Raw genomic sequence first — 20,305 nt, 5'->3', positions numbered from 1 at the left:
GAGTACGGGTACTCAGGCGCCACCCCCGCGCCCGGGGTCAGGATCGGGGCATGCTCTGGTCCGACCCTGAGAACGAGCCGCCCGAGGACATGCGCGACGCGCAGGCGATGCTCCGCCGGATGACCGTGGTGCTCGCGCTCGCCATGCTCGTGGTGGTGTACGTCCTCGGCGTGGGCTTCTGAGGGCTGCCCGGGCCGGGCCCGCGCGGTGTCGGCGGCCGCCCCTACGATGGCCCCATGACCGTCACTCCGCTGCCCGCGAACGGGCGCCAGCTCGTCCTCGCCTCCGCCTCCCCCGCCCGGCTGAACCTGCTGCGCCAGGCCGGGCTCGCCCCGCACGTGATCGTCAGCGGCTTCGACGAGGACACCCTGAGCCACGACGAGCCGGCCCGGCTGGCGCTCGCGCTGGCCGAGGCGAAGGCGGCCGTCGTGGCGGCGCTCGACGAGGCCGCGGGCACGTTGGTGATCGGCTGCGACTCGGTGCTGGAACTGGACGGTGAGGCACTGGGCAAGCCGGCGGACGCCGAGGAGGCCACCGCCCGCTGGAAGTCGATGCGCGGCCGCTCGGGCGTCCTGCGCACGGGGCACTGCGTGATCGACACGGTGAGCGGCCGTCAGGTCTCGGCGACGGCCTCCACGACCGTGCGCTTCGGCGAGCCGACGGACGCCGAGGTCGCCGCGTACGTGGCCAGCGGGGAGCCGCTGCACGTGGCCGGGGCCTTCACCCTGGACGGCCTCTCGGCGCCGTTCATCGAGGGCATCGACGGGGATCCCGGGAACGTGATCGGGCTGTCACTGCCGCTGCTGCGCTCCCTGCTCGGCGAACTGGGTGTGTCCATCACGGACTTGTGGGCCTGAGCTCCCCGAACGGCGGCGGTGGCGGCGTGTCACGCGCCTTCGGCGCGGCCTCGCGCTCGCCGGCGTAGAGCATCAGGACCAGTACGAGGAGGCACAGGATCAGCATCATCACCGTGAAGGCGGCCCAGCCGACCAGCGCCACGGCGAGGATGCCGAGCAGCCCGTGAGTGACGGCGGCGGTGATGAGCAGGATGCGAGCGGGGCGGGCGGGAGCCCGGTCGCGTACCGCGGCGACGGCGATGACCACGGCACACAGGAGCAGGAAGGCGCCCATGCCCGCACCCATTCCGTACGTTGCCTTGGACATGACATCCGGGTCGCTGCCGGCGATGGACATCGACTGGTTCGCCGTGGTCCTGCCCAGGACGACATGCACGAGCACGAGCACCGCCGCTTCCGCGACGAGCACGATCGCGGCCAGTCCGGCCACGAGTCTGCGCACCACGACGCCCCCACCCCCACACCGTCACAAGCCTGTTCGACGCCTGGAGGCTACTAACGGGTAAACGTGGGGACAAGGGGTCCGGGCCGCTTCGTTACCGGAGGGCCACCGCACAGTGATCACGTACCGAAACCATGAACGGTTCGTAGGGAACCGACAAAGAATCACCCGGGGCCGCTGACCGGGTGGACAGAGACCTCGGCCGCGTCACGGGGTTACTGTGCAGTCGGGGATCCCCCTGACCTGGGGCGCCACAAGGGTTTTCCAGTCGAGCCGGCCTCGCGTCACCGCCTGTGTGGGCAAGCTCACCACTGGGGAAGGGTCGTAAGGCCGTGTGGGCTGTCCCTAAACTCAGCTTGTTTCAAGGAGGGAGCCATCGTGCGCAAGGTGCTCATCGCCAACCGTGGCGAAATCGCTGTCCGCGTTGCTCGGGCCTGCCGGGACGCCGGGATCGCGAGCGTAGCCGTCTACGCCGATCCGGACCGGGACGCTCTGCATGTCCGCGCGGCCGACGAAGCTTTCGCGTTGGGCGGTGACACCCCGGCCGCCAGCTACCTGGACATCTCCAAGGTCCTCCAGGCCGCAGCCGACTCGGGCGCGGACGCCATCCATCCCGGATACGGCTTCCTCTCGGAGAACGCCGACTTCGCCCAGGCCGTGATCGACGCCGGCCTGACCTGGATCGGCCCGCCGCCGCAGGCCATCCGCGACCTCGGCGACAAGGTGGCCGCCCGCCACATCGCCCAGCGCGCCGGCGCGCCGCTGGTCGCCGGTACGCCGGACCCGGTCTCCGGGGCCGACGAGGTCGTCGCGTTCGCCAAGGAGCACGGCCTGCCCATCGCGATCAAGGCGGCCTTCGGCGGCGGCGGCCGCGGCCTCAAGGTCGCCCGCACCCTCGAAGAGGTGCCGGAGCTCTACGACTCCGCCGTCCGCGAGGCCGTCGCCGCCTTCGGCCGCGGCGAGTGCTTCGTCGAGCGCTACCTCGACAAGCCGCGGCACGTCGAGACCCAGTGCCTGGCCGACTCGCACGGCAACGTGGTCGTCGTCTCCACCCGTGACTGCTCCCTCCAGCGCCGGCACCAGAAGCTGGTCGAGGAGGCCCCGGCGCCGTTCCTGACGGAGGCCCAGAACGCCGAGCTGTACGCGGCGTCCAAGGCCATCCTCAAGGAGGCCGGCTACGTCGGCGCGGGCACCGTGGAGTTCCTCGTCTCCGCCGACGGCCTGATCTCCTTCCTGGAGGTCAACACCCGCCTGCAGGTCGAGCACCCGGTCACCGAGGAGGTCGCGGGCATCGACCTGGTGCGCGAGATGTTCCGCATCGCCGACGGCGAGGAGCTCGGCTACGGGGACCCGGTCCTGCGCGGCCACTCCTTCGAGTTCCGCATCAACGGCGAGGACCCGGGCCGCGGCTTCCTGCCCGCGCCCGGCACGGTCACCCGGTTCGCCCCGCCGTCGGGCCCGGGCGTCCGCCTCGACGCCGGCGTCGAGTCCGGCTCGGTCATCGGCCCGGCCTGGGACTCCCTGCTGGCCAAGCTGATCGTCACCGGCGCCACCCGCGAGCAGGCCCTCCAGCGGGCCGCCCGCGCCCTGGCCGAGTTCGAGATCGAGGGCATGGCCACCGCAGTCCCCTTCCACCGCGCCGTCGTCGCGGACCCGGCCTTCGCCCCCGCGGAAGGGCCCTTCACGGTCCACACCCGCTGGATCGAGACGGAGTTCGTCAACGAGATCCCGGCGTTCGTGGCCCCGGCCGCGGACGACACCGAGGACGAGCCCGGCCGCGAGACGGTGGTCGTCGAGGTCGGCGGCAAGCGCCTGGAGGTCTCGCTGCCGTCGTCCCTGGGCATGACCCTGGCCCGCACGGCGGCCGCGGGCGGCGCGAAGCCCAAGCGCCGCGCGGCCAAGAAGTCCGGCCCCGCCGCCTCCGGCGACACCCTCGCGTCCCCGATGCAGGGCACGATCGTCAAGGTCGCGGTCGAGGAGGGCCAGCGCGTCGAGGAGGGCGAGCTGATCGTCGTCCTGGAGGCGATGAAGATGGAGCAGCCCCTCAACGCGCACCGCTCCGGCACCATCGTCGGCCTCACGGCCGAGGTCGGCGCCTCCCTCACTTCGGGCGCCACGATCTGCGAGATCAAGGACTGACCTCCAGCCGCACGAGGACGGCCCGCACTCCCCTTCCGGGAAGTGCGGGCCGTCCTCGTTTCAGGTCGGGCTAGAACTCGAATACGTCCGTGTAGTTGCACCGGACGAACCAGCTGTCGTTCTCCTCCAGCGCCAGGTAGTAGCCCCGGCCGTCGAGGTGGTCGTACAGCGCGTGCGCGAACGCCTCCGCGTCCTCCGCGTGGGCGATCCGGAGCGAAGCCGGAACCATGTTGCGGGGCCAGTCGTTCGTTCCGAAGTCCACGATGAGCTGGACGAAGAAGTTGTCCGCCTGGAAGTGGGTGAAGAGCTGGAAAGAGCTCCGACTCTCTTCGTACGGCTCGCCGTAGAGCTCCGTCGCGTCACTCGTGAGCCGGCGCCACAGGCCTTCGGCATCCCGCTCCTGGAACGACTTCGAGGGAACCTCTCCCGCACGGGCCAGCCCGGCGAACAAGTAATACGTCTTGTCACTCACCGTGGATCCACCTCACACCCTTCTCTTTTCGAGCTTGTTCCCCGTGGTGATGAACCAGACCTCCGTCAGCTGCACATCACTGCTGCGCTTGAAGGAGTCCAGCCCCTTCGGCTGGGCCGCCCGCGACATCGTCGGCGTCCGCGACGTCTCCGGAGACCAGGTCCCCGACCTGATCTTCCGCGACAACTCCAACGCCAACCGCGGCCTCGCCCTGCGCAAGGGCAAGCCCGGCCCCAACGGCGGAGCCGACGTCCTCTCCCTCGCCACCATGGCCGGCTCCCCGGGCGCCGCCGACCTCACCTACGCCACCACCGGCTGGGGCCGCGCCGCCCTCCCCATGGTCCTGGGCACCGCCGACGCCACCGGCGACGGCATCACAGCAGCTGAAACAACACAACGGCGCCCCGCCTCGGACCGTGTCCGGGGCAGGGCGCCGTTTCTCTGTGCGTCGGCCGCACGCGCGGGCGGGCGTGTCAGCGGCGGCGCATGTCCGCCACCCGGGCCCGTTCCGCCTGCTGTTCCAGCAGGCCCGCCGGGGCACTGCGGAGCTGGGCCGTCGGGCCGCCGCGGCGCTGGACCGGGAGGGGGGAATCCCGGCGCGGCCGGCGGCCGGCCATGCCGTCGCCGCCGGAGGACGCGGCCCCGCCGGCCACCGTGATCTGCACGCCCTGGTCGGCCAGCGCCTGGAGCTCCGTGGCGGCCCGGTCGTCGTGCGGCGGCGGCTCGTCCGTCACCAGCCGCGTCATGACGTCGGTCGGCACGGTCTGGAACATCGTGTCGGTGCCCAGCTTGGTGTGGTCGGCCAGCACCACCACCTCCGCGGCCGCCTGCACCAGGGCCCGGTCCACGCTCGCGGACAGCATGTTGGACGTGGACAGCCCGCGCTCGGCGGTCAGACCACTGCCCGACAGGAAGGCCCGGGACACCCGCAGCCCCTGGAGGGACTGCTCGGCGCCGCTGCCCACCAGGGCGTAGTTGGACCCGCGCAGGGTGCCGCCGGTCATCACCACTTCCACCCGGTTGGCGTGCGCCAGGGCCTGGGCGACGAGCAGCGAGTTGGTGACGACGGTCAGTCCGGGCACCCGGGCGAGCCGGCGGGCCAGCTCCTGGGTCGTGGTGCCCGCGCCGACGACGACGGCCTCGCCCTCTTCCACGAGGCCGGCCGCGACATCGGCGATGGCGGTCTTCTCCGCCGTCGCGAGATGGGACTTTTGCGGAAAGCCGGACTCCCGCGTGAAACCGCCCGGCAAGACCGCACCGCCGTGTCGGCGGTCGAGGAGTCCTTCTGCCTCCAGTGCCCGCACGTCCCGCCGTACGGTCACTTCGGAGGTCTGGACGACGCGGGCGAGCTCCCGGAGCGATACCGCTCCGTTGGCCCGCACCATTTCGAGGATCAATTGGCGACGTTCTGCAGCGAACACGAAACTGACAGTAACCCCAACGACCGTCTGCTTTCAGCTCCTTGCACCGGAATACCGAAGTTGTCCGTACGGCGGGACGACTAGTGGTATACGCGGTCGAAGTCTTGCGTGGACTCCGCGCCGCGCACCGTCGCCCCGCCCCAAACCCCTTGCGGTGGGCGGTGGTTGGCGGCGCTCAGGCCTCGCCGCCGGCCTTGCGCGTGTGCAGCTGGCGGGCCACCTCGGCGATCGAACCCGACAGGGAGGGGTACACGGTGAACGCGTTTGCGATCTGCTCGACCGTCAGGTTGTTGTCGACCGCGATCGAGATCGGGTGGATGAGCTCGCTCGCGCGCGGCGCGACCACCACGCCGCCGACCACGATGCCCGTGCCCGGGCGGCAGAACATCTTCACGAAGCCGTCCCGGATGCCCTGCATCTTGGCGCGCGGGTTGCGCAGCAGCGGCAGCTTCACCACGCGGGCGTCGATCTTGCCGGAGTCCACGTCGGCCTGGGTGTAGCCGACGGTGGCGATCTCGGGGTCGGTGAAGACGTTGGAGGAGACGGTCTTCAGGTTCAGCGGGGCCACCGCGTCGCCGAGGAAGTGGTACATCGCGATGCGGCCCTGCATGGCCGCCACGGACGCCAGCGCGAAGACGCCCGTCACGTCGCCGGCGGCGTACACGCCGGGCGAGGAGGTGCGCGAGACCTTGTCGGTCCAGATGTGGCCGGACTCCTTGAGCCGGACCCCGGACTCCTCCAGGTTCATGCCCTTCGTGTTGGGCACGGCACCGACCGCCATCAGGCAGTGCGTGCCGGAGAGCACCCGTCCGTCGGACAGCGTCACCTCGACCCGGTCGCCGACGCGCTTGGCGGACTCGGCGCGCGAGCGGCCGACGACGTTCATGCCGCGCCGGCGGAACACGTCCTCCAGTACGGCGGCGGCGTCCGGGTCCTCGCCCGGCAGCACGCGGTCCCGCGAGGACACCAGCGTCACCCGCGATCCGAGGGCCTGGTACGCGCCGGCGAACTCGGCGCCGGTCACACCGGAGCCGACCACGATCAGCTCCTCGGGGAGCTCCTCCAGGTCGTAGACCTGGGTCCAGTTCAGGATGCGCTCGCCGTCGGGCATGGCGTCCGGGATCTCCCGGGGGTGGCCGCCGGTCGCGATCAGCACGGCGTCGGCCGTCAGGATCGTCTCGGTGCCGTCTGCCGTCGTGACGATGACGTCACGGGTGCCGTCGATGCCCTGCGGGCCGCCGAGCTTGCCGCGGCCGCGCACCACCCGGGCGCCGGCCCGGGTGACGGAGGCCGTGATGTCGTGCGACTGGGCGAGCGCGAGGCGCTTGACACGCCGGTTCACCTTGCCGAGGTCCACGCCCACGACACGCGCGGCCTGCTCGATGTGCGGGGTGTCGTCCGCGACGACGATGCCGAGCTCCTCGTACGAGGAGTCGAAGGTCGTCATCACCTCGGCGGTCGCGATGAGGGTCTTGGAAGGTACGCAGTCGGTCAGGACCGAGGCCCCGCCCAGACCGTCGCAGTCCACGACGGTCACCTCCGCGCCGAGCTGGGCCCCCACCAGGGCCGCCTCATACCCGCCGGGTCCGCCGCCGATGATCACGATCCGGGTCACGAAAAGTCCGCCTCACGTCTTCCCGGTCGGCTGCCGCCCCGGCCGGTGTTCCGGGGGGTCTCCCCGGGGGATGCATTCCGTGCTCCATTGTCCCGCACGCATCAAGGTGCTTCGCGCCCGGTCCCTCCGCAGGACTCCGTCCGGGTTACGCCCGCCGGGCACGCGGCCACGGCCACCCCTCCCGTACCCTCGACCTCATGTCGCTCTACGCCGCGTACGCCGGCAACCTCGACCCGCGGCTGATGACGCGCCGCGCTCCCCATTCGCCGCTGCGCGGCACGGGCTGGATCAACGACTGGCGGCTCACCTTCGGCGGCGAGCAGATGGGCTGGGAGGGCGCGCTCGCCACGATCGTGGAGGCCCCGCGCCACCAGGTCTTCGTCGCGCTGTACGACATCGCCCCGCTGGACGAGGACTCGATGGACCGCTGGGAGGGCGTGGGGCTCGACATCTACCGCCGCATGCGGGTCCGCGTGCACACCCTGGAGGGCGAGGAGGCCGCCTGGGTGTACGTACTGAACGGCTACGAGGGCGGCCTGCCCTCCGCCCGCTACCTGGGCGAGCTCGCCGACGCGGCCGAGTCGGCCGGCGCTCCGCACGACTACGTGATGGAGCTCCGCAAGCGCCCCTGCTGAGGCCCGCCGAGGACATTTGGTCGGAAACGACAAGGCAACGATCCGAACACCGTGAGCTGTGCCATCTACGCGCGTAGGGATTGAGCGGCTACGCTCGTCCGCGTGAACGCATCTGTTACCGACCCCTTCGCCGCCGCCGACGCCGCAGCCGCCCGCCTGCGCGAGCTGACCGGCGCGGAAACCCACGATGTCGCCCTCGTCATGGGCTCCGGCTGGGCCCCCGCCGCCGAGGCGCTCGGCGCCCCCGAGGCCGAGTTCCCGGTCACCGAGCTGCCCGGGTTCCCGCCGCCCGCCGTCGAGGGCCACGGCGGCAAGATCCGCTCGTACAAGATCGGCGACAAGCGCGCGCTGCTCTTCCTCGGCCGGACCCACTACTACGAGGGCCGCGGCGTCGCCGCCGTCGCCCACGGTGTCCGCACCGCCGTCGCCGCGGGCTGCAAGACCATCGTCCTCACCAACGGCTGCGGCGGTCTCCGCGAGGGCATGAAGCCCGGCCAGCCGGTGCTGATCAGCGACCACCTGAACCTCACCGCCACCTCGCCGATCGTCGGCGCGAACTTCGTGGACCTCACCGACCTGTACTCGCCGCGCCTGCGCGCGATGTGCAAGGACATCGACGAGACCCTCGAAGAGGGCGTCTACGTGCAGTTCCCCGGCCCGCACTACGAGACCCCGGCCGAGATCAACATGATCCGCGTCATGGGCGCCGACCTGGTCGGCATGTCCACCGTGCTGGAGGCCATCGCCGCCCGCGAGGCCGGCGCCGAGGTGCTCGGCATCTCCCTGGTCACCAACCTGGCCGCGGGCATCTCCGGCGAGCCCCTGAACCACGAAGAGGTGCTCCAGGCCGGCCGCGACTCGGCCGCGCGCATGGGCACGCTGCTGACCCAGGTCCTCGCCCGCATCTGAGTGACCGTACGAGAGGTAAGGCGGAAGTAGTGCAGGAACAGGACGACCTGATCACCCGGGCCCAGGCCTGGCTGGCGGAGGACCCGGACCCGGAGACCGCGGAGGAACTCGCCGCGCTGATCCGGGCGGGCGACACGGCGGAGCTGGCGGACCGCTTCTCCGGCACCCTCCAGTTCGGCACCGCCGGACTGCGCGGCGAGCTCGGAGCGGGCCCGATGCGGATGAACCGCTCCGTGGTCATCCGGGCCGCGGCCGGCCTCGCGGCCTACCTGGTGGCCCAGGGGCACGCCGGCGGCCTGGTCGTCGTGGGCTACGACGCGCGCTACAAGTCGGCCGACTTCGCCCGCGACACCGCCGCGGTGATGACCGGCGCCGGACTGCGCGCGGCCGTCCTGCCCCGCCCGCTGCCGACGCCCGTCCTCGCGTACGCCATAAGGCACCTGGGCGCCGTCGCCGGCGTCGAGGTGACCGCGAGCCACAACCCTCCCCGGGACAACGGCTACAAGGTCTACCTCGGCGACGGCTCGCAGATCGTCTCCCCGGCGGACTCCGGGATCGCGGCGGAGATCGGGCGTGTCACCACGCTGGACTCCGTACCGCGCCCCGACTCGGGCTGGGAGGAGCTCGGCGACGAGGTCCTTGAGGCCTACCTGGCCCGTACGGACGCGGTCCTGACCCCCGGGTCCCCGCGGTCGGTGCGGACCGTCTACACGGCGATGCACGGTGTCGGCAAGGACGTCGTCATGGCGGCCTTCGCCCGGCACGGCTTCCCGGCACCGGTCCTGGTCGCCGAGCAGGCCGAGCCGGACCCGGCCTTCCCGACGGTCGCCTTCCCCAACCCGGAGGAGCCGGGCGCGATGGACCTGGCCTTCGCGAAGGCCGCCGAGGTCCGGCCCGACATCGTGATCGCCAACGACCCCGACGCGGACCGCTGCGCCGTGGCCGTGCCCACCGCGGACGGCTGGCGGATGCTGCGCGGCGACGAGGTCGGCGCGCTGCTCGCGGCCCACCTGGTCAGCAACGGGGTCTCGGGCGACGCGAAGGACTGTGTCTTCGCCGAGTCGATCGTCTCGTCCTCGCTGCTGGGCCGGATCGCCGAGGCGGCGGGCGTGGGCTACGAAGAGACCCTGACGGGCTTCAAGTGGATCGCCCGCGTCGAGGGCCTGCGGTACGGGTACGAGGAGGCGCTCGGCTACTGCGTCGACCCCGAGGGCGTGCGCGACAAGGACGGGGTCACCGCGGCCCTGCTGGTCGCCGAGCTGGCCTCGGTGCTCAAGGAGCAGGGCCGCACCCTGACCGACCTGCTGGACGACCTGGCGCTGACCCACGGCCTGCACGCCACCGACCAGCTGTCGGTCCGGGTCTCGGACCTGTCGGTCATCGCCGACGCGATGGCCGCCCTGCGTGCGCGCCCGCCGGTCACGCTGGCCGGCCTGCGGGTGGCCTCGGCCGAGGACCTGGCCGAGGGCACGGGGACCCTCCCGCCCACGGACGGCCTGCGCTACTACCTGGACGGCGCGTACCAGGCCCGGGTGATCACCCGCCCGTCGGGCACGGAGCCGAAGCTGAAGTGCTACCTGGAGGTCGTGGTCCCGGTGGCCGGGGCCTCCGACCTCGCGGACGCCCGCGTCCGCGGCCAGGAGGTCCTGGACGCGCTCAAGCTGGACCTCGCGGCGGCGATGGGGCTGCGGACCCCGTAGTCGACCCGGCGCGACGGGCCCCGGACCACCGGTCCGGGGCCCGTCGGCGTCCGCGCCACGCGCATCTGCGCAGCGCCCATCCGCGCCCTTGCGCGCCGCGCCGCGTCCAACCCTTCCGCGCCCGGGTCAGGGCCGCTTCGGGCTCGGGCTCGCGCCCTCGCTCGGCACCGCGGTGGGGCGGACGATCTCGCCGAGCGTCGGTACCGACTCCGGGCGGGTACGGACCGCCTCCGTGCACTCCCACGCCCTCGGCGGATCGGTGTCCGGCCCGCCGAGGATCACCGGTCCCGGTCCCGCCGACACCGCCTCGCTGCCCGCCAGCGTGCACACCAGCTGCGACAGCGCCACCGGCGGCAGGTCCTCCGGCTTGCGGCTCAGCCGCACCGTGCCGGCCGGATCGCCCTCCCTCGGCGGACCGGCCGTCAGCCCCGCCGGGACCCCGGTCGTGAAGCCGGCGTCCCGCTCCTCCGCGGACGGCGTCCGCTCCAGCGCCTCCAGCAGCGCCTGCACCACCAGCGTCATGGGATCGCGTACCGGCTTCTTCTCCGGTACCGGGATCACGCGCTCCACGCCGACCAGCTCCGATCCGCAGACCAGTTCCACCGTCGCCCGGAAGCCCTGCACCCCGCCCGGCTGCACCGGCGTGTCGCACGAGACCCGCGAGGGCGCCGCGCCCACGTCGACCGGCACGGTCGTCGCCCGGATCCCGCAGCCCGGCAGGACGAGCAGCACCGGCAGCGCCAGCACGGCCGGCAGGACCCTACGCATCCTCACCACCCGCGATCACCTTCCCCACGTCCACCGGCAGCCGCAGCGTGAACAGCGCACCGCCCTCCGCCGCGTTGGCGGCCGTGATGTCCCCGCCGTGGATGTGCGCGTTCTCCACCGCGATCGACAGGCCCAGGCCGCTGCCGTCCGACTTCGGCCGCGACGCGCTGGCCTTGTAGAACCGGTCGAAGACGTGCGGCAGTACCGCCTCGGGGATGCCCGGGCCGTTGTCCTGGACCGCGATCACCAGCCACTCGCCCTCGACGACCACCGAGACCCGCACCGGCGAGCCGCCGTGCTTGAGGGCGTTCCCGATCAGATTGGCCAGGATGACGTCCAGGCGGCGCGGGTCGAGCCGCGCCACGATGCCCCGCTCCGCGTCGAGTTCCACGGCGTCGAGCCAGGCCCGCGCGTCGATGCAGGCCGTGACCTGGTCGGCGACGTCCACGTCGTCCAGGACCAGGCGGGCCGTTCCCGCGTCGAAGCGGGTGACCTCCATCAGGTTCTCCACCAGGTCGTTGAGGCGCCGCGTCTCGCTCACGACGAGCGCGACCGCCGGTGCGATCATCGGATCGAGGTCGTCGACCTCCTCCTCCAGCACCTCGGCCACCGCCGTCAGCGCCGTCAGCGGAGTGCGCAGCTCGTGGGACATGTCCGCGACGAACCGCCGGCTCGACTCCTCCCGCGCGCTCATGTCGGCGACCTTCTTCTCCAGCGCCTCCGCCGTCTTGTTGAAGGTGTGCGACAGATCGGCGAGTTCGTCCGTCCCCGACACGTCCAACCGGTGGTCCAGTTCGCCCTCGCCGAGCCGCCGGGCCGCCTCGCCCAGCCGCTGCACGGGCTTGAGCACGGTCCGGGCCGCCGCCTGCGCGAGCAGGGCGGAGCCGAGGAGCGCGAGACCCGTCGCGATCGTCAGCGACCAGGCGAGCGCGTTGAGGTCGTCCCGTTCCTGCGCCAGCGACTTGTACATGTAGCCGGTCGGTCCGCCGCCCACGATCCGCGTGCCCCCGACCAGGTACGGGTTGCCGTCCGGCTTCGTCCGCTGCCAGTACATGTGGTACTCGGAGTCGTTGGCCGCGGTCGTCTTCTGCCGGTCGTTCACCGCCTCCTGGAGCGCTTCGGGTACGTCGCGCAGCCCGAAGGAGTCGGGCCCGGCCGAGCCGAACACCTGACGGTCGTTCTTGTCCTGGTGCACCAGCAGCACGCTGTAGCCGGGGCTGCTGCCCGCCATCAGCTCGGCGGTGCGCTGCAGCTCCTCCGGCGTCGGGTCGGCGGGCAGCGCCGCGGCCCGGTCCCGCATCTCCTGCCGGAAGTCGCCGAGGGCGGCCTCCTGCACCCGGGTCAGGACCGCTTCCCGGTTGAGCCAGTACGCGATCCCGGAGGCGGAGACCGCCGCCGTGAGCGCGACGAGCGCGAACACCACGAGGAGCCGCAGCCGCAGGCTGGTCCAGCGCCGGCCCGCGAGCAGCGCCCGGATCACTGCGGGGAGTCCAGGCGGTACCCGACGCCGCGGACGGTACGGATCAGGGTGGGCGAGGACGGGATGTCCTCGACCTTGGCCCGCAGCCGCTGCACGCAGGCGTCGACGAGCCGCGAGTCGCCCAGGTAGTCGTGCTCCCACACCAGCCGCAGGAGCTGCTGGCGGGAGAGGGCCTGCCCGGGACGGCGGCTGAGTTCGAGCAGCAGCCGCAGCTCGGTCGGGGTGAGCTGGAGGTCCTCGCCGTTCTTCGTCACGGTCATGGCGGACCGGTCGATGACGAGGGAGCCGAAGCTCGCGGAATCGCTGGACTCGCGCTCACCGCGGCGCAGTACGGCCCGGATCCGCGCGTCGAGGACCCGGCCCTGGACGGGCTTGACCACGTAGTCGTCGGCGCCCGACTCCAGTCCGACGACGACATCGATGTCGTCGTTGCGCGCGGTGAGCAGGATGATCGGCAGCTGGTCGGTGCGGCGGATCCGCCGGCACACCTCGAAGCCGTCGATGCCGGGCAGCATGACGTCGAGCACGATCAGGTCGGGCCGCTGCTCGCGCAGCAGCTTCAGGCCGTCCTCGCCCGTCGCCGCGGTGGCCACTCGGTGGCCCTGGCGTGACAGGGAGAGTTCGAGGGCCGTGCGGATGGCGTCGTCGTCCTCGATCAGCAACAGGAAAGGCACGCGCTCATTCTGTCCCATCGGGCCACGGGAGTTCGACCGTCCGACGCGGGGGATCCCGCGCCGGGCGCTGTGACAGGCCTGTGACAGTCGACGGACACCCCGGTTATGTCGGCCGGGCAGGCTTCTACCAACGAACGAGGTACGGACCCAGAGCAGACTCCACGACGGGGGGCGCGAGATGAACACGCTGCACAGCACCACGACCAGCGCGGTCGTCACGCGGCTGCACGATGTGAACCGCCGGGCGGGTGTCCGCACGTCGGCGGTCGCCCGCCCCCGGCCGGCACACGTGGTGGCCATCGACGCGAACACCTACCGCGCCACCGCCGTACCGGCGCAGCGCCCCGCCCCCTCCAGTGCCGCGGAGGCCGAGTTCACGGCGTACGTCCAGGAGCGCCGGGCGTCCCTGTACGCGACGGCCTTCCACCTCACCGGCGACCGCCACGAGGCCGAGGACCTGCTGCAGAGCGCGCTGTTCTCCACGTACCGGGCCTGGGACCGGATCAGCGACAAGGCGGCCGTCGGCGGCTACCTGCGGCGCACCATGACGAACCTGCACATCAGCGCGTGGCGGCGGCGGAAGCTGAACGAGTACCCGACCGAGGAACTGCCGGAGACGGCCTCGGACACGGACGCGATGCGCGGTACGGAGCTGCGCGCGGTGCTGTGGCAGGCGCTGTCCCGCATCCCGGAGCCGCAGCGCACGATGCTGGTGCTGCGCTACTACGAGGGCCGCACGGACCCGGAGATCGCGGACATCCTCGGCATCAGCGTCGGCACGGTGAAGTCGAGCATCTGGCGTTCGCTCCGGCGCATGCGGGAGGACCAGGCGCTGAGCTTCGGCCACGACGAGGCGGAGTCCTTCGAGGAGCTCGTCGCGTAAGGCGGTATCGCCGCGCGGCGCACGGACCATCGGGCCGGGGGGTCCGTCCTACGGGGGTGGGGCGGCGGCCACGAGGGGGGGAAGAGGCGGGGGGGGCCGGCCGGGGGGGGGCGGGGTGCCCCCCAGTTTGGTGGGCCGGCCCCCCGGGTGGGGGGGCCCCGGGGGCCCCGGGCCCCCCCCCCCCCCCCCCCGGGGGGGGGGGGCCCACGTACCATGGGGCGGGGGGCTCCGTCTACGGGGGGTGGGGCGCGGGCCACGAGGGGGGTACGAGCCGGGAACCCGCGGCCGGGGGTCCGCGTGATCCCGCCTTTTCGCGTCCGCGGGCCCCGGTGATCGCGGGCCCCGGTGACCGCGGGCCCGCACCGCCCGCAGGGAACGCCTACGTGGTGGCGGGGGCGCGGTGGCGGCCGGCCGCGGCGGCGGCCAGGCGGCCCAGGGCCTCGTCGCGGGCGCAGGCGTGCGCGCCCAGCGCGACGTGCCGGGAGACGATGCCCCGTTCGGCCCGCATCAGCCGCCAGCCCCTGCGCAGCAGGAACGGCACGGACTTGCGGCCCTCGCGCAGGTCGCGGGCCAGTCGGCGGCGGAACGTGGTCGAGGGCCGGCCCCGCAGGCAGATCGCGTCGGCCAGCAGCCCCAGCTCCTGGCACCGCGCCGCGATGTCGGCGGCGAAGATGCCCTCCGCGATGAACAGCGCGGTCCGCGGCGACCGCGCGATGTCCAGGGCCTCGGTGCCGGTCCGCGAGGACGTGGCGAGGTCGTACACCGGCACCCGTGTCCGCCCGCCCGCGCACAGCTCGGCTATCGCGGCGACCGCCGCGTCCGCGTCCCAGGACGCCGGCGAGTCCCAGTCGATGTCGGCGCTGCCGGCGACCAGCGGGAGAGTGGGGTCGTCGCCCTCCTTGTAGAAGTCGTCGAGGCGCAGCACGGGCAGCCCGGACCGGGCGGCCAGCGACGATTTTCCGGAGCCCGACGGACCGGTCAGAAGGACGACACGGGTCGGCGCGGGAGAGGAGGAGCTCACGGGACACCAGTCTGAACCATTCCCCCGGGTAGGGGATCCTCCCGGTGCCCGGTTGGTGTCGAGGAACACACCTCAACTACGCTGCGTGCGCACGCGACTACGACCACAGGCGGGAACCCCATGGCACGTCACGCAGCCCCCTCCGGGCCGAACCGGCTCCGCACCGCAGGCCTGACCGTCTCCATGGCCGGCGCGGCCCTGGCGATGGCCGCGGGCGGTGCCCAGGCCGGCGAGCTCTCCGTACCGGCGGCCCTGTCCGGGGTGGCCGACCCGATCGCGAACCTCAAGGTGAACCCGCTCGCGCACACGGGGGTGGACCCGCTGGACAACGGGGTCGCCACCAAGATCGCGGACTTCCCGTCCGTCGGCACGGGCATGGTCACCGGCGTCCTGACGCAGGGGCCGTCGGTCGGCGAACTGCCCACCGCCGCCGTCTCCTCCCTGCTGGGGCCGGCGCTCCCCCGCGCGTAGGCACGCGAAAGGCCCCGGCAGCGCGGGGGACGCTGCCGGGGCCGGTCTCGCGGGGGTGTCCTAGTAGGACGATCCGCCCGAGCCCAGCGACCCCGTCGGGTGCCAGACGGTCTTGGTCTCCAGGAACGCCGTCATACGCGACGTGCCTGGGTCGGCGCTCCAGTCGTCCACAGGCTGTGGACGCAGGACGCGCTTGAGGTTGTCGGCCGCGGCGATCTCCAGCTCCTTGGCGAGCGCCGCGTCGGCGCCGGCCAGGTCGATGGCGTTGACGTCCTGGTGGGACGCCAGGTGCGGGCCCATCTCGGCGGCCTTGCCGGACAGGATGTTGACCACGCCGCCGGGCAGGTCGGAGGTGGCCAGCACCTCGCCCAGGGAGAGGGCGGGGAGCGGGGACCTCTCGCTGGCGATGACGACGGCCGTGTTGCCCGTCGCGATCACCGGGGCGACCACCGAGACCAGGCCCAGGAAGGACGAGGCCTGCGGGGCGACGACCGTGACCACACCGGTCGGTTCCGGGGTGGAGATGTTGAGGAACGGGCCCGCGACCGGGTTGGCCCCGCCCGTGATCTGGCCGATCTTGTCGGTCCAGCCCGCGTACCAGACCCACCGGTCGACCGCCGCGTCGACGACCGCGCCGGCCTTGGACTTCGACAGCCCCTCGGCCTCGGCGACCTCGCGGACGAACTGGTCCCGACGGCCCTCCAGCATCTCGGCGACGCGGTAGAGGACCTGCCCGCGGTTGTAGGCGGTCGCGCCCGACCAGCCGCCGAAGGCCTTGCGGGCCGCGACGACCGCGTCACGCGCGTCCTTGCGGGAGGACAGGGGGGCGTTGGCCAGCCAGTTGCCCTTGGAGTCGCTCACCTCGTACACCCGGCCGCTCTCGGAGCGGGGGAACTTGCCCCCGACGTACAGCTTGTAGGTCTTGAAGACGTTCAGGCGCCCCGGCGCCGCCGACAGATCAGACATCGAGGTAGCCCTCCAGGCCGTGGCGGCCGCCCTCGCGGCCGAAGCCCGACTCCTTGTAGCCGCCGAAGGGCGAGGTCGGGTCGAACTTGTTGAACGTGTTGGCCCACACCACACCCGCGCGGAGGCGGCCGGCGACCGCGAGGATCCGCGAGCCCTTCTCCGTCCAGATGCCGGCGGAGAGTCCGTACTGGCTGTTGTTGGCCTTCGCCACGGCCTCGTCGGGCGTGCGGAAGGTCAGCACGGACAGCACCGGGCCGAAGATCTCGTCGCGGGCGACGGTGTGCGCCTGGGTGACGTTCGTGAAGAGCGTCGGGGCGAACCAGTAGCCGGCGGACGGCAGCTCGCAGGCCGGGGACCAGCGCTCGGCGCCCTCGGCCTCGCCGGTCTCCGCGAGCGCGGTGATCCGGGCCAGTTGCTCGGCGGAGTTGATCGCGCCGATGTCCGTGTTCTTGTCGAGCGGGTCGCCCAGGCGCAGCGTGGAGAGGCGGCGCTTGAGGGAGTCCAGCAGCTCGTCGTGGATCGACTCCTGGACCAGCAGGCGCGAGCCCGCGCAGCAGACCTGGCCCTGGTTGAAGAAGATGCCGTTGACGATGCCCTCGACGGCCTGGTCGAGGGGCGCGTCGTCGAAGACGATGTTCGCGCCCTTGCCGCCCAGCTCCAGGGTGACCTTCTTGTCGGTGCCGGCGACGTGGCGGGCGATCTTCTTGCCCACGGCGGTCGAGCCGGTGAAGGCGACCTTGTCGACGTCCGGGTGCTCGACGAGGGCCGCGCCCGCGTCACCGTAGCCCGGGAGGATGTTGACGACTCCCCTGGGCAGGCCGGCCTGGCGGCAGATGTCCGCGAAGAACAGCGCCGAGAGCGGCGTGGTCTCGGCGGGCTTCAGGACGACCGTGTTGCCCGTGGCGAGCGCCGGGGCGATCTTCCACGCGAGCATCAGGAGCGGGAAGTTCCACGGGATGACCTGGCCGGCCACACCGAGGGGGCGCGGGTTCGGGCCGTAGCCCGCGTGGTCGAGCTTGTCGGCCCAGCCCGCGTAGTAGAAGAAGTGCGCGGCGACCAGCGGGAGGTCCGCGTCGCGGGTCTCCTTGATCGGCTTGCCGTTGTCCAGGGTCTCCAGGACGGCCAGCTCGCGGCTGCGCTCCTGGATGATCCGGGCGATGCGGAAGAGGTACTTGGCGCGCTCGGAGCCGGGCAGCGCGGACCACTTCTCGAAGGCCTTGCGGGCGGCCCGCACGGCGCGGTCCACATCGGCGGCGCCGGCCCGGGCCACCTCGGACAGGACCTCCTCGCTGCTCGGCGAGACGGTCTTGAAGACCTTGCCGTCGGCGGCGTCGGTGAACTCGCCGTCGATGAAGAGGCCGTAGGAGGGGGCGATGTCGACGACCGAGCGGGACTCGGGGGCCGGCGCGTACGCGAAGAGGGAAGTCGTGTTGTCCATGTTCATGGGGGTCTCAGTCCACCGTCACGTAGTCGGGACCGGAGTAGCGGCCGGTACTCAGCTTCTGGCGCTGCATCAGCAGGTCGTTGAGCAGGCTGGACGCGCCGAAGCGGAACCAGTGGTTGCTCAGCCAGTCCTCGCCCGCGGTCTCGTTGACCAGGACCAGGAACTTGATCGCGTCCTTGGTGGTCCGGATGCCGCCGGCCGGCTTGACGCCGATCTGGATCCCGGTCTGGGCGCGGAAGTCGCGTACGGCTTCGAGCATGAGCAGCGTGTTGGCCGGGGTGGCGTTGACCCCCACCTTGCCGGTCGACGTCTTGATGAAGTCGGCGCCCGCGAGCATGCCGATCCAGGAGGCGCGGCGGATGTTGTCGTACGTCGACAGCTCGCCGGTCTCGAAGATGACCTTGAGGCGGGCGGCAGTGCCGTCGGGGCGGACGCAGGCCTCCTTGACGGCCTTGATCAGCTCGTACGTGTCCAGGTAACGGCCGGCGAGGAAGGCGCCACGGTCGATGACCATGTCGATCTCGTCGGCGCCGGCGGCGACGGCGTCGGCCGTGTCCGCGAGCTTGACGGGCAGGGCCGCGCGGCCGGCCGGGAAGGCGGTGGCGACGGAGGCGACCTTGACGTCGGCTCCGTTCAGGGCCGCCTTCGCGGTGGCCACCATGTCGGGGTAGACGCAGACGGCGGCCGTCGTCGGGGTCGTGCGGTCGGTCGGATCGGGGTGGACGGCCTTGGCGGAGAGCGCCCGGACCTTGCCCGGGGTGTCCGCGCCTTCCAGCGTCGTCAGGTCGATCATCGAGATGGCCAGGTCGATGGCGTACGCCTTGGCCGTCGTCTTGATCGAACGGGTGCCGAGGGAGGCCGCGCGGGCCTCCAGGCCGACAGCGTCGACGCCGGGCAGCCCGTGCAGGAAGCGGCGCAGCGCACTGTCGGACGTCGTCACGTCAGCGAATGCGGTGAGGGTGGTGGGCATGGTCACCACATGAGCATATCTACGCGCGTAGCGACCTGTCACCCCCTCCCCCGATTCCGCTGCGGAATCGACACCGATCTCGTGGGCCGAGGACCCGTGGGGCAGAATCGACCGCATGAGCAGCCAGCAGCCAGCAGCCGACGAGCCGGTCCACCACGACCGGGTCTACCGTTCGTCCACGGCCGTCGTCACCGGAGTCCTGCTGCTCGCTCTGATCGCGTGGCTCTGCGGTGACGCCGTGGTCCGCGGCTCGGGCACCACCCCGTGGATCGCCCTCGCCGTCGCACTGGGCGCCGTACCGCTCACCGTCGCGTTCACGATCCGCCCGGCGGTGTTCGCCAACGCGGACCGGATGCGCGTGCGCAACCCGTTCCGGATCGTCGAGCTGCCCTGGGCGGCGGTGGACGCGGTGCGCGCCGGATACTCGGCCGAGGTCCTGGCCGAGGGGTCGACGTACCAGCTCTGGTCGGTCCCCGTCTCCCTGCGGGAGCGCAAGAAGGCGACCCGCCAGGGGCTCAGCCGCCGCGGCGGGCTCAGCGGCAAGGGCCTCACCGCCCCCGGGGCGAAGCCCGGTGAGCCGGCCGGCCCGCCGCGGGCCGCCGCCGACCGGGTCGTGGACGAGCTGCGGGAGCTGGCCGAGCGCGGCGCCTCGCGGGCGGGCGCCCAGGGCGGTGTCCGGGTGCGCTGGGCGTACGAGGTCATCGTCCCCGCGGTCGTCGGCACGGTGCTGCTCGTCGTGCTCCTCGCCGCGGGCTGACCGGTCGTGCCGGACGTGCTCCCGGCCACACCCGCGAGCAGGCGGAACCGGGGCTACCGGGTGGGCGTCCTCGCAGGTGTGCAGCGTCTTGAGGCCGGCCGCAGTGCCGACACCGCCATCCAGCTCCGTCTCCGGCTCCTGGCCGGAGCCCTGCTGGCCGCTCATCTCCTGGTCGTCGGCTGGCTCACGCTGATGCCGCTGGACGTGCCCTGGGCGGCCTCCGCCAATCTGGTCCCGCTGGAGGGCATCCAGGCCGACCTCGCCCTGGGGCCGCTTGAGGCCGCCCGGCGGATCGGGGAGGGGCTGGCGCTGCTGGCCCCGCTCGGGGTGCTGCTGCCGCTGGTGAGCGGGCGGCTCGCGCCGTCACCGTTGTCGGCCTGGTCCTCGCTGGCCCGGACCGCCGCCGCGGGCGCGCTGGTCTCGCTCAGCATCGAGATGCTCCAGACGTCCGTCCCGGGCCGAGTGGTCGATGTGGACTCGGTCCTGCTGAGCACCGCCGGGGTCCTGCTCGCGCACGTGGCCGTCGTACCGGCGCTGCGCGCGCGGCTGCGGCGCTCACAGGCCGCTTATCAGGGGACTACCCCGAGGATTTCCAGGGTCGGACTCGGCCCCTGGACCGAGGTGCTGTCGGCGGTTCAACGGGATTATTGAGGCATCGCGGAAAAGCGATCCCGAAGAAGG

21 protein-coding genes are annotated in these 20,305 nt (G+C 72.4%); 10 read left to right on the top strand and 11 right to left on the bottom strand.

All coding sequences use genetic code 11. The features are described 5' to 3' along the window. Positions 1-50: 50 nt before the first annotated feature. Together mmpB and ACFWUQ_RS08655 are read left to right on the top strand one after the other, a co-directional pair. Positions 51-182, top strand: a complete 132-nt coding sequence (gene mmpB, locus ACFWUQ_RS08660; protein WP_384534750.1) for a morphogenic membrane protein MmpB — start codon at positions 51-53, stop codon at positions 180-182. Between the two features lie 54 nt (positions 183-236). Next, on the top strand, positions 237-857 hold the full coding sequence (locus ACFWUQ_RS08655; protein WP_384534748.1) for a nucleoside triphosphate pyrophosphatase: 621 nt from the start codon (positions 237-239) through the stop codon (positions 855-857). On the opposite strand, the gene ACFWUQ_RS08650 is transcribed toward ACFWUQ_RS08655, so the two are convergent. Then, positions 838-1,302, bottom strand: coding sequence for a hypothetical protein (locus ACFWUQ_RS08650; protein WP_384534745.1), 465 nt, complete (start codon positions 1,300-1,302; stop codon positions 838-840). The genes ACFWUQ_RS08655 and ACFWUQ_RS08650 overlap by 20 nt on opposite strands. Positions 1,303-1,677: 375 nt before the next feature. On the opposite strand from ACFWUQ_RS08650, the gene ACFWUQ_RS08645 reads away from it, so the two are divergent. Beyond that, a complete protein-coding gene (locus ACFWUQ_RS08645; protein WP_384534743.1) occupies positions 1,678-3,438 on the top strand; it encodes an acetyl/propionyl/methylcrotonyl-CoA carboxylase subunit alpha in 1,761 nt (586 codons plus the stop codon). A 70-nt stretch (positions 3,439-3,508) separates the two neighbouring features. On the opposite strand, the gene ACFWUQ_RS08640 is transcribed toward ACFWUQ_RS08645, so the two are convergent. From ACFWUQ_RS08640 to ACFWUQ_RS08630, 3 genes are all read right to left on the bottom strand, one after another. After that, positions 3,509-3,910, bottom strand: a complete 402-nt coding sequence (locus ACFWUQ_RS08640) for a hypothetical protein (RefSeq protein WP_384534740.1) — start codon at positions 3,908-3,910, stop codon at positions 3,509-3,511. Between the two features lie 473 nt (positions 3,911-4,383). Further along, positions 4,384-5,331, bottom strand: coding sequence for a DeoR/GlpR family DNA-binding transcription regulator (locus tag ACFWUQ_RS08635; RefSeq protein ID WP_384534737.1), 948 nt, complete (start codon positions 5,329-5,331; stop codon positions 4,384-4,386). A gap of 175 nt (positions 5,332-5,506) precedes the next feature. Continuing rightward, positions 5,507-6,946, bottom strand: coding sequence for an NAD(P)H-quinone dehydrogenase (locus ACFWUQ_RS08630; RefSeq protein WP_384534735.1), 1,440 nt, complete (start codon positions 6,944-6,946; stop codon positions 5,507-5,509). Between the two features lie 197 nt (positions 6,947-7,143). Between ACFWUQ_RS08630 and ACFWUQ_RS08625 the strand changes: the two genes are divergently transcribed. The 3 genes from ACFWUQ_RS08625 to ACFWUQ_RS08615 all read left to right on the top strand — a co-directional run bounded on the left by ACFWUQ_RS08625 (position 7,144) and on the right by ACFWUQ_RS08615 (position 10,190). Next, the gene (locus ACFWUQ_RS08625) at positions 7,144-7,581 is read left to right on the top strand and encodes a gamma-glutamylcyclotransferase (protein ID WP_384534733.1); all 438 of its coding nucleotides are present in this window, start codon (positions 7,144-7,146) and stop codon (positions 7,579-7,581) included. 102 nt (positions 7,582-7,683) lie between these two features. After that, complete coding sequence (locus tag ACFWUQ_RS08620; RefSeq protein WP_384534730.1) at positions 7,684-8,490, top strand: purine-nucleoside phosphorylase; 807 nt, start codon at positions 7,684-7,686, stop codon at positions 8,488-8,490. A 29-nt stretch (positions 8,491-8,519) separates the two neighbouring features. Continuing rightward, positions 8,520-10,190, top strand: a complete 1,671-nt coding sequence (locus ACFWUQ_RS08615; RefSeq protein WP_384534727.1) for a phospho-sugar mutase — start codon at positions 8,520-8,522, stop codon at positions 10,188-10,190. 126 nt (positions 10,191-10,316) lie between these two features. Here ACFWUQ_RS08615 and ACFWUQ_RS08610 read toward each other — a convergent pair whose 3' ends face one another. Genes ACFWUQ_RS08610 through afsQ1 form a run of 3 tightly spaced genes read right to left on the bottom strand, consistent with a single transcriptional unit; the run spans position 10,317 to position 13,112 of the window. Continuing rightward, the gene (locus tag ACFWUQ_RS08610) at positions 10,317-10,958 is read right to left on the bottom strand and encodes a hypothetical protein (protein WP_384534833.1); all 642 of its coding nucleotides are present in this window, start codon (positions 10,956-10,958) and stop codon (positions 10,317-10,319) included. Further along, positions 10,951-12,438: an ATP-binding protein gene (locus ACFWUQ_RS08605; RefSeq protein WP_384534725.1), complete on the bottom strand. Its 1,488-nt coding sequence runs from the start codon at positions 12,436-12,438 to the stop codon at positions 10,951-10,953. Before ACFWUQ_RS08605 ends, ACFWUQ_RS08610 begins: the two co-directional genes overlap by 8 nt. Beyond that, positions 12,435-13,112: a two-component system response regulator AfsQ1 gene (afsQ1, locus tag ACFWUQ_RS08600; protein ID WP_384534722.1), complete on the bottom strand. Its 678-nt coding sequence runs from the start codon at positions 13,110-13,112 to the stop codon at positions 12,435-12,437. The genes ACFWUQ_RS08605 and afsQ1 overlap by 4 nt, the downstream gene beginning before the upstream one ends. A gap of 178 nt (positions 13,113-13,290) precedes the next feature. On the opposite strand from afsQ1, the gene ACFWUQ_RS08595 reads away from it, so the two are divergent. Then, complete coding sequence (locus ACFWUQ_RS08595; RefSeq protein ID WP_384534720.1) at positions 13,291-13,995, top strand: SigE family RNA polymerase sigma factor; 705 nt, start codon at positions 13,291-13,293, stop codon at positions 13,993-13,995. Between the two features lie 379 nt (positions 13,996-14,374). Here ACFWUQ_RS08595 and ACFWUQ_RS08590 read toward each other — a convergent pair whose 3' ends face one another. Next, a complete protein-coding gene (locus ACFWUQ_RS08590; protein WP_384534717.1) occupies positions 14,375-15,085 on the bottom strand; it encodes a uridine kinase in 711 nt (236 codons plus the stop codon). Between the two features lie 51 nt (positions 15,086-15,136). Between ACFWUQ_RS08590 and ACFWUQ_RS08585 the strand changes: the two genes are divergently transcribed. Continuing rightward, positions 15,137-15,487 (top strand): hypothetical protein, encoded by a 351-nt coding sequence (locus ACFWUQ_RS08585; protein WP_384534715.1) that lies wholly within the window; start codon positions 15,137-15,139, stop codon positions 15,485-15,487. A gap of 60 nt (positions 15,488-15,547) precedes the next feature. Here the strand turns inward: ACFWUQ_RS08585 and ACFWUQ_RS08580 are convergent, their stop codons facing one another. From ACFWUQ_RS08580 to deoC, 3 genes are read right to left on the bottom strand one after another with little or no spacing between them, the layout of a single operon-like run. Beyond that, the gene (locus ACFWUQ_RS08580) at positions 15,548-16,453 is read right to left on the bottom strand and encodes an aldehyde dehydrogenase family protein (protein ID WP_384534713.1); all 906 of its coding nucleotides are present in this window, start codon (positions 16,451-16,453) and stop codon (positions 15,548-15,550) included. Next, complete coding sequence (locus tag ACFWUQ_RS08575) at positions 16,446-17,897, bottom strand: aldehyde dehydrogenase family protein (protein WP_384534710.1); 1,452 nt, start codon at positions 17,895-17,897, stop codon at positions 16,446-16,448. The genes ACFWUQ_RS08580 and ACFWUQ_RS08575 overlap by 8 nt, the downstream gene beginning before the upstream one ends. A 7-nt stretch (positions 17,898-17,904) precedes the next feature. Further along, positions 17,905-18,867: a deoxyribose-phosphate aldolase gene (gene deoC / locus ACFWUQ_RS08570; RefSeq protein WP_384534831.1), complete on the bottom strand. Its 963-nt coding sequence runs from the start codon at positions 18,865-18,867 to the stop codon at positions 17,905-17,907. Positions 18,868-18,982: 115 nt separating this feature from the next. Between deoC and ACFWUQ_RS08565 the strand changes: the two genes are divergently transcribed. Together ACFWUQ_RS08565 and ACFWUQ_RS08560 are read left to right on the top strand one after the other, a co-directional pair. Then, positions 18,983-19,624 (top strand): PH domain-containing protein, encoded by a 642-nt coding sequence (locus ACFWUQ_RS08565; protein ID WP_384534707.1) that lies wholly within the window; start codon positions 18,983-18,985, stop codon positions 19,622-19,624. A gap of 78 nt (positions 19,625-19,702) precedes the next feature. Next, the gene (locus ACFWUQ_RS08560) at positions 19,703-20,275 is read left to right on the top strand and encodes a VanZ family protein (RefSeq protein ID WP_384534704.1); all 573 of its coding nucleotides are present in this window, start codon (positions 19,703-19,705) and stop codon (positions 20,273-20,275) included. Positions 20,276-20,305 lie beyond the last annotated feature (30 nt).

It is taken from the genome of Streptomyces sp. NPDC058662 (assembly GCF_042716255.1).
Lineage (GTDB): Bacteria > Actinomycetota > Actinomycetes > Streptomycetales > Streptomycetaceae > Streptomyces.
This window is presented reverse-complemented; position numbering and strand designations above follow the sequence as displayed.

Coding starts and splice junctions, on each gene's coding strand:
- ACFWUQ_RS08565 (WP_384534707.1), top strand. CDS start 18,983: ATGAGCAGCCAGCAGCCAGCAGCCGACGAGCCGGTCCACCACGACCGG.
- ACFWUQ_RS08610 (WP_384534833.1), bottom strand. CDS start 10,958: ATGCGTAGGGTCCTGCCGGCCGTGCTGGCGCTGCCGGTGCTGCTCGTC.
- ACFWUQ_RS08580 (WP_384534713.1), bottom strand. CDS start 16,453: ATGTCTGATCTGTCGGCGGCGCCGGGGCGCCTGAACGTCTTCAAGACC.
- ACFWUQ_RS08575 (WP_384534710.1), bottom strand. CDS start 17,897: ATGAACATGGACAACACGACTTCCCTCTTCGCGTACGCGCCGGCCCCC.
- ACFWUQ_RS08585 (WP_384534715.1), top strand. CDS start 15,137: ATGGCACGTCACGCAGCCCCCTCCGGGCCGAACCGGCTCCGCACCGCA.
- ACFWUQ_RS08625 (WP_384534733.1), top strand. CDS start 7,144: ATGTCGCTCTACGCCGCGTACGCCGGCAACCTCGACCCGCGGCTGATG.
- deoC (WP_384534831.1), bottom strand. CDS start 18,867: ATGCCCACCACCCTCACCGCATTCGCTGACGTGACGACGTCCGACAGT.
- mmpB (WP_384534750.1), top strand. CDS start 51: ATGCTCTGGTCCGACCCTGAGAACGAGCCGCCCGAGGACATGCGCGAC.
- ACFWUQ_RS08655 (WP_384534748.1), top strand. CDS start 237: ATGACCGTCACTCCGCTGCCCGCGAACGGGCGCCAGCTCGTCCTCGCC.
- ACFWUQ_RS08595 (WP_384534720.1), top strand. CDS start 13,291: ATGAACACGCTGCACAGCACCACGACCAGCGCGGTCGTCACGCGGCTG.